This window comes from Rheinheimera sp., assembly GCF_020217005.1.
Taxonomy (GTDB): Bacteria; Pseudomonadota; Gammaproteobacteria; order Enterobacterales; family Alteromonadaceae; genus Pararheinheimera.
In genome coordinates this window covers 1-7,994 of the sequence record NZ_JAIWOI010000370.1, presented here as the reverse complement: position 1 = coordinate 7,994, position 7,994 = coordinate 1, and the positions used below count along the sequence as shown (strand labels likewise).

Here is a 7,994-nt window from a genome sequence, read left to right as displayed (position 1 = left end):
AAGGCGACAAAAGAGTGAATCCCCGGGAACATAGTAAACCTATGTGACCGGGGTGAGCGAAAGCAGTCAACGCCGCTGCGGCGCCAAGGACGCAGGATAAAATCCAAAGGCATTGGTGGTGCAGCAAGGCGACAAGCGATTGAGACCCCGGGAGCATAGTTGTCCTATGTGACTGGGGCGAAATCGCGCAGTCAACGCCGCTGCGGCGCCAAGGACGAAGGATTTTCAGAAATAGATAATCATCTCGGCGGCCTCACAGCGACAATCAAAACCACAACGTACACATTCATAACCGTTATGGCTGTCTTCCCGCCATTTGTCCGGGTGAATTTTAACCAGCTGCCCACCTTGTTTGGTAAAGTACTTCACTGCGGCATTGCCAGGACTTTGTCGCCATAAGTGCGCAACGCCGGCTTTGGCACCTTGTTGTTTTAACGCTGCGATAGAGCGACTCATTAGCTCACCGCCTATACCACGGCCCTGCCAGAGTGGCGCTATGGTATTGCATTTAAAGTAACTGGTATCGGCCACAGCGGTTTGCCAGAGTTCTGTACTGCACCATGGATCCGGCTGCCATTGTCCTGCGGCCCAACATAAACGAAAACCTACCAGTTGCTGGTCGGCGTAAGCGACAAAACTGGCATCTATACCTTGTTTAATACTGAGTTGATGGTAATAAGCCAGAGACTGAGCATCCAGATAACCATCACCATGCACCTGATTGGCTAATTGCAACAGGGCAGCGTAATCCTGCAATTGCAACTGGCGGTACTGAATAGCGCTGGAAAACATAAAACACTCTTGGTTTTTGCCTTGGTTCTTGCCATGATCGCCAAAATTCTCATCCAATACAACTAAAAGGAAAAACGGATGTACGACCCGCTATTAGACCCTCATCCGGGCCAGGGCCAAGCGTTGCCAACTAGCTATTGGGCGGCGCATTCAGGCACAGCTCCTGCTGATGATGGCCAGTTGCAACAGGATCTGACAGTAGACGTGGCCATTATTGGCGCTGGTTATACCGGCTTGTCCTGTGCTTATCATCTGGCCACTGAACATGGCGTTAAAGCTGTGGTGCTGGAAGCCAACCAAACCGCCTGGGGTTGTAGCGGCCGTAACGCAGGTTTTGTACTAAAATCCTCCGGCCGAAAGCCTTATTCAGTGATGCGTTCGCAGTATGGTGAAGCCGCCATGCATGGCATTTACAACGAATTTTGTGCCGGTCTTGAAACCGTCAAAGCATTGATTGCCACTGGCATAGAGTGTGACCAGCAGGAAGCCGGTTATCTGCGCATGGCGCATAAACCTTCTATGGTCAAAACTCTGCAGCAACAGGCCAGTTTGTTGCAAAAAGAATTTGGTTATCAGGTGGAGATGTTCAGCCGTGACGAGCTGCATCAGAAATTTGTTGCCGACCAACATGCCTATGCAGCCTTACGTTTTTACGATGGTTTTGGCGTTAATCCATTAAAACTGGCCTGGGGTTATCAGCAACTGGCACGACAAGCCGGAGCAAAAATTTATAGTGCAAGTCCTGTCACTCAGTGGCAACAGGATGCTGATCAACAGTTACTGCTCACCCCACAAGGAGTGGTGCGCGCCAAAAAAGTGGTGATTGCCAGTAACGGTTATACCCCAAAGCTGCTGCACAGCGGTGTGCAAGAGCGCACTTTGCCCGTGCTGTCACAAATTATTGTCACTGAACCTTTGTCTGAAGCTCAGTTAGCCGCCTGTAACTTCTTAACCTCGCAGGTGATTATGGACACCAGAGCACTGAAGTACTACTACCGTAAACTGCCGGACAACAGGATACTGTTCGGAGGCCGCGGTGCTATTACAGGCCAGGGCGCTGAAGATCCTTATTTCGCCAAACGTTTGCTGGACGTACTTAAACTCAGCTTTCCGGCTTTGCAACAATTGCGTTATGACTACAGCTGGTCAGGCTGGATTTGTATGACACTGGACGATATTCCGCATCTGGCGCAAGCCGATGACAAGGGTAATGTGCTGTACAGCATGGGCTATTGTGGCAGCGGCCTGACCTTTTCTGTGCAGGCGGGTAAACGCCTGGCTGAACGTGTGATGGGTCTGACGTTGCCAGAAATCCCGCTGTATCAGTCGGCTTTGCCTAAATTTCCCTTGCCCGCGCTGCGGCGTTTAGGCCAATGGGGCTATTTCCATTACGGCATGGTAAAAGATCGCTGGTTTTGATGAGCTTCATTTAGATCGAAGTGGATGCGGGACAGGCGGGGATAAAGCCTATCCTGCATCGGATTCGAACTATAGACGGGCAGCGACAAGCCCAGCCCCTACCGAAGCCGCTGCAACTTCTTGGGTAAATAATCAGAGTCAGGTAAACTAGCAGCCATATCCGGATAGAGAAAAAACATCATGAGTTCAAGCAAAGCGTTAAAAAAGAAAATCAGTAAAAGAGCCAAACAAAAGAAAAACATTCTGGTGAAAAACTCTATCCGTCTGAAACAAAAAGCGGAAGAAGCTCAAACTGCCAATACAGAAACTACAACTGCGGATCCTGAAGCTGTTGATTCACTTCAGAAAAATACTTCAGTTGTAACTGAGTAAAAATGGGCTCTTGCTGTACTTCAGCCAGAGCCTGATTAAATTTCTGCTTTAACCGCTCATTCTTAAAAGCTGCACTGTATAAACTTGGTGAGAATAAGGATGCAAAATCAAATGGTTGCATGCTGTGCCCTGCCATTTTTGCATAGTAATAAAAAATATTTCTATCCATCACTACCAGGTCACAACGTTCAAGTAACAGCATTTGTAACTGCTGGCTTTGATTCGCCACTTCCTGATAATTCAGTATTTGGTCGGTCAATAGCTTATAGTCTGGTCCCAACAAAGACCGTGCATTATGAAAGGCCACAACGCTGTAGGGTTTTAACTGATCCATATGGGTCAATCTGATACTTTTCGAGCTTAAGGTGGCGGCGACATTCTGATAACGAATATATGGCTCAGAGTAATACAATGGCAGTTCCGGATCTGGCTTTTGCAGAGTTGCCACATCAGCCTTGCCTTCAAGCATTAAATTTTTGATTCTGGCATTAGGTACGTGCAGAAACACTGCGTCATAGCCCATTTTTTTAATCAGTAGTTTTAATAAATCCAACTCATAGCCGGAACTGTCATCCAAAATGATGTAAGGTGGTTTATCCAGACCGACCAGCACAGTCAATTCTGTCTTGGCCTGGCCGGCAGAACTGAGAAAAAGACATAACCAACAAAACCATTTCATCTAAAACCCTCTGTGACGCCAATGTACGGCCCGTTGCATGGTGGTCAGATGTAAGTATAGGCACCTTATGCAGAAAACACAGATGCAAGAAAAATATCTGGTGCAACATCAGATTGAAAAACAGCAATTTATCATCGACCTGGGTGCAGAGCAGGCGCTGGTGCAGTACGAGCTGGATCCGACAGCCTTGCATCTGCACTTTTATCACACTTTTGTACCTGTCAGTGCCAGAGGTAAAGGAGTTGCCAATCAACTGGTGACAGCCGCATTGGACTGGGCCAAAGCCCAAAATTACTCAATCAGTAGCAGTTGCTCTTACGTACAACTCTTTCTAAGCAGAAGTAAATAATTTAACTTTTTTATAAAAAACAGGCTCAATAACATCTTCACACAGTTAGCGTTCAGCTTTATCTCTTAAAATGTGCCCAGTTTTTTTATCTGGGATATGACCTTATGTATCGCCACACCCCCTGGATTTTTGCTTCTTTACTGACCTGTACCCAAGTGCAGGCCCAGTGGTGGATTGAAGCCACAGATCTGTCACAAAAAGCTGATCTGCAGTTATTGTCCGATTATGGCCTGATCCGTCAGCCAGTGAATACTTACCCTTTATTCTGGGCTGGCATTAAACAGGATCTGGATGCCGTGGATATGTCACAACTGAATGATGAGCAGTTGCTGGCCGTGCGCAGACTGCAGCAACTGTGGCAACAACAACAACCCCCTTTGGCGGCAAAAGTGACACTGCACGCGGCCTCAGATCAGGACGCCTATAAAAGCTTCGGCGAAGACTTTACCGACAGTGCCGCAGCCCGTGGTTCTTTATCCTTTCAGTCTGAGCACTTCAGCGGCCGTTTAACAGGCACTTACCACTCAACTGATGAGCAAGGTAACAGAAGCAGGCTGGATCATAGCTATATGGCCGCAAAGTTGGGCAATTGGGTATTTACTGCAGGCCGGGTCGACCAATTTTGGGGGCCAAGCTGGGATAGCAGTACCATTATGAGCCACAATGCCCGCCCTCTGGCCGGTATAAGTCTGAGCAGATACAACAGCAATGCCGATTCATGGTTGAGCTCAATTACAGGCCCCTGGACTTTTACCAGCCGCTTTGCCCGAATGGAAGAACTCAAGGCTGAAGAGATTGCTCAAGGCGCCATCAACAATGCCCAGGTCTGGTCAAGCCGCGCCAGCATCAGACCTATCAGCAAACTGGAACTTGGCTTTAGCTGGGTGATGATGTGGGGTGGCGATGGATATGGTAATGGTCTGTCGGACTGGTATCAGGGATTATTCCGGGGTGGTGCCCTCGAAGGCCATGAAAATATGCTGGCCGGTTATGATGCCAGATACAGTGACATCTGGTTTGACCGCCCTGTTGGTTTTTACATGATGGCGACCTCTGAAGACTTCAACCGACAAAAATACAAACTGACCAAAGTCAGTTATCAAGTCGGCGCAGATATTTACCTGACAGAATTTAACAGCAGGCTTTATCTGGAGTTCACTGGTAATAACGCCTATTGCAACGATATTGAGAAAAATAACTGTCTGTACGAACACGATAAGTTTCTTCAGGGGTATAGGTCTTACCATAAATCCATTGGATCAACCTATGACAACGACGCTTTGGTGCTGCAGTTGGGTTTGATTCGCCAACTGGAGAGCGGCGCCAACTGGCAACACAAACTAGCCTGGATCCGACTAAACGTAGATGCCACTGACAGGCCTTTACCTGGCGGTAATCCGCTCTCAAGAGGTCGTTATGAACGACAGTATCAATGGCAACAGAGCTATCGGCATCCAACCAGCTATGGTGACTTAGAGTTAGGCACAGATTTGATCTATTCCCGAACGCCAGCTACGGGCGAACAAGATTGGGATGCTCGACTGTTTTTTAACTGGAGCAGGCAATTCTGAGATTAAATATGCTGTTCAGCGCTGATACAGCTTGACGCGCCTAGACTGTTGTCATCTTGATTGCCAAAGGCAATTGACGTCATAACAGTGAATTGAGGTGCAGCATGAATAAGTCTCTGATAGCAGGATTAGTCGTAGGTGGTATAGCAGTAACTGCTTTAGGTTCTGTGGCCGGTTACAGCTATTTGGACAAAGAACCTGATTATGCCGAAGTTGTGGCCAGTAAAGCTGTATACGAAAACTACAAGGTGCCGGTTGAACAATGTACAGATCAGATAGTGCAGCAGAAAAAAGCTGTGCAGGATCAGCATCAAATCGCAGGTACGGTATTAGGCGCTGTGGTTGGTGGTGTACTGGGTAATCAGATTGGCGGCGGTTCCGGCAAAAAAATTGCTACTGTCGCAGGGGCTGCGGCTGGTGGTTATGCCGGTAAACAAGTGCAAAACGACATGCAAAACAAGGACGTAGAAAGCACAACCCGCCGTGTCTGCAAAACGGTGCAGAAAACAGAGCAAAAGGTAGTGGGCTACGATGTAACTTATCTTTTGGATGGCAAAGTACACAAAACCCGCTTAGAACAACAACCGGCCGAACGTATTCCGGTGAAAGACGGCCAGTTGCTGGTCGCCAGCAGCAACTAACAAAATGCCCCTTTATGGGGCATTTTTGTTTGCGTCCGTTACTAGTTTAGAAAATCCGGCTTAATATTTGATCTTCAGCCTTGCGACTCAGACAAAGCAGACCTATGGTGCTAATGAGCGTATGCCATAATTCAGGGCTGTTCATCTCATGTCAGCTGTAGCTTTTAAACATAGTGTTATTTTGCTTGGCCTTTGCCTGGCCAGTTGGTCTGTGGCTGCAGAATCTGTATTGTCACAAGCTCAAATCAAGCATCTGCAACAGAAAGGCAAAGTCACTTACTGTATAGACCCTAACTGGCTGCCCTTTGAAGCCTTGTCAAAACAAAACCAACACACTGGCATTTCGGCTGAATACATCAGGTTGCTCAGACGCATGCTGCCTGTGCCACTTGAGCTTTACCCCACATCAAACTGGCCCGCTTCGCTGCAAGCTGCCAAAGACAGACACTGTGACCTTTTAACTCTCGCCATGCCTACCCCTTCCCGTCTTGAGTATCTGAGTTTTACCAAAGCTTATCTGGAAGTTCCTTATGTCGTAGTCACGACAAAGGACAAAGCTTTTATTCGCTCAGTCGCCGACATTCCCAACACCTCACCTGTAGGGATCCGCGCAGGTTTTGGCACCCTTGAGCTGTACCAGCACAGGTACCCGCAATTGCAGTTGGTACCTTACGAGGATTATGAGCAGGGGTTGTTACAGGTCCAGGCAGGACATTTATACGGTATGTTAGGCAATATGGGCAGTATCAGCTATAGCCTGCAACAGAACTCTATCACTAACCTGAAAATAGCAGGGCGTTTACCTGAAGACACTCAGTTGAGTCTGGCTTGCCGTAATGACGATCCAATGCTGCTGGAAATTTTTGATTTATTGCTGCAACAGATCAGCCTGGAGCAAAAACAGCAAATCAACAATCACTGGCTGGCTATTCGTTATGAACAAGGCTTTGACTACCAGCTGTTCTGGCAAATGTTGCTGGCTTTTGTCTTGTTGATATCCGTGGTCAGCATCAGTTATCTGAAGCTAAAAAAACTAAACCAGGCGTTAATTGAGGCCAATATCCGACTGGAGCAATTAAGTCAGCATGACCCTTTGACTGGCTTGTACAACAGGCAGTACTTTGAACCCCGCGTGCAGCAGGCTTTGGCTTTGTGCCAACGCCAGCAACTGCCTCTGACGCTGGCGATGATGGACCTGGACCACTTTAAGCAAATCAATGACAAGCTGGGACATAACTTCGGCGATCAGTGTTTAAAAGACTTTGCGCAGCTTTGTCAGAGCCAGTTTCAGCGCAAAGACGATTTACTGGTTCGTTATGGCGGTGAGGAGTTTATTCTGGTCAGTGTTGGCAGTGATGCTGAAACTATGCAGCTGTTATTGGATGATTTTTTGCGCCGTCTTGAAGCTCACCAGATCAGGCTCAACCATCAGCATGGCTATTGTACAGTCAGTATTGGCTGGTACTGCGATATTCCAGCGGCCACCATGGATAGCAGAAGCTTAGTAGAGCTGGCCGATCAGGCCTTGTACAGGGCGAAAAAAGCTGGCAGAAACTGCGCAGTGCGAAGCACTGAGACTCTGTCTGTTACCCCAGATTATTGATCCATTCGCTCATCACTACATGAGTACGGATTTTAATCACGTCCAGTTCGGCATCCAGTAACTCCCGAATCTCGTGCAAACGCTGCATAGACTCAGTTTTTACATATACTAATAAGTCCATTTCTCCGCTGATACCGTGGCAGGTCATCACTTCAGGAATAGCACGAAACACATGCATCACATCAGCGCAACGGCCACAACGATGCTGAATTTCAAAGTAAGCAGAGACAGCGCTTTTTTGTGATTCAGACAGCAGCACCTGATAACCCCGGATCACACCGTTTTGTTCCATGCGCTTAATACGATCGGAGACAGCGCTGCGCGACAAACTGACTTTTTCAGCCAGAGTAGACACACTTTGCCGCGCATCTTTTTTCAGTTCCGCCAGAATATGCTGATCAAATTTATCCATGTATATACCCAAGTGACCTCAAGATGTGAGTTTCAGAGCCGCTGGGCGCTTGCAATGCAAGGCGGCCTGGCGAAGCAATGTCGACTACCTTGTGAGACAGGCTAACACCGCAGTGCAATCGCCCAGCGACTCCCTTCGGGCGGGGCTAAAAGCGCT

8 protein-coding genes are annotated in these 7,994 nt (G+C 47.9%); 5 read left to right on the top strand and 3 right to left on the bottom strand.

Annotated elements, in window-relative coordinates; translation table 11 throughout:
- Positions 1 to 225 precede the first annotated feature (225 nt).
- Positions 226 to 792, bottom strand: a complete 567-nt coding sequence (locus tag LDL40_RS18455) for a GNAT family N-acetyltransferase (RefSeq protein WP_300996957.1) — start codon at positions 790 to 792, stop codon at positions 226 to 228.
- Between the two features lie 78 nt (positions 793 to 870).
- On the opposite strand from LDL40_RS18455, the gene LDL40_RS18450 reads away from it, so the two are divergent.
- Positions 871 to 2,211: an FAD-binding oxidoreductase gene (locus LDL40_RS18450; RefSeq protein WP_300996956.1), complete on the top strand. Its 1,341-nt coding sequence runs from the start codon at positions 871 to 873 to the stop codon at positions 2,209 to 2,211.
- 307 nt (positions 2,212 to 2,518) lie between these two features.
- Here LDL40_RS18450 and LDL40_RS18445 read toward each other — a convergent pair whose 3' ends face one another.
- Positions 2,519 to 3,262, bottom strand: coding sequence for an ABC transporter substrate-binding protein (locus LDL40_RS18445; RefSeq protein WP_300996955.1), 744 nt, complete (start codon positions 3,260 to 3,262; stop codon positions 2,519 to 2,521).
- An 82-nt stretch (positions 3,263 to 3,344) separates the two neighbouring features.
- Here LDL40_RS18445 and LDL40_RS18440 point away from each other — a divergent pair, with 82 nt between their 5' ends.
- From LDL40_RS18440 to LDL40_RS18425, 4 genes are all read left to right on the top strand, one after another.
- Positions 3,345 to 3,611: a GNAT family N-acetyltransferase gene (locus tag LDL40_RS18440; protein WP_300996954.1), complete on the top strand. Its 267-nt coding sequence runs from the start codon at positions 3,345 to 3,347 to the stop codon at positions 3,609 to 3,611.
- 104 nt (positions 3,612 to 3,715) lie between these two features.
- The gene (locus tag LDL40_RS18435) at positions 3,716 to 5,182 is read left to right on the top strand and encodes a capsule assembly Wzi family protein (protein ID WP_300996953.1); all 1,467 of its coding nucleotides are present in this window, start codon (positions 3,716 to 3,718) and stop codon (positions 5,180 to 5,182) included.
- 104 nt (positions 5,183 to 5,286) lie between these two features.
- Positions 5,287 to 5,823, top strand: a complete 537-nt coding sequence (locus tag LDL40_RS18430; protein WP_300996952.1) for a glycine zipper 2TM domain-containing protein — start codon at positions 5,287 to 5,289, stop codon at positions 5,821 to 5,823.
- Positions 5,824 to 5,971: 148 nt separating this feature from the next.
- Positions 5,972 to 7,426, top strand: a complete 1,455-nt coding sequence (locus tag LDL40_RS18425; protein WP_300996950.1) for a diguanylate cyclase — start codon at positions 5,972 to 5,974, stop codon at positions 7,424 to 7,426.
- Here LDL40_RS18425 and LDL40_RS18420 read toward each other — a convergent pair.
- Positions 7,410 to 7,838, bottom strand: a complete 429-nt coding sequence (locus tag LDL40_RS18420) for an Lrp/AsnC family transcriptional regulator (RefSeq protein ID WP_300996948.1) — start codon at positions 7,836 to 7,838, stop codon at positions 7,410 to 7,412. The two genes, LDL40_RS18425 and LDL40_RS18420, sit on opposite strands and share 17 nt — an antisense overlap.
- Positions 7,839 to 7,994: the final 156 nt, after the last annotated feature.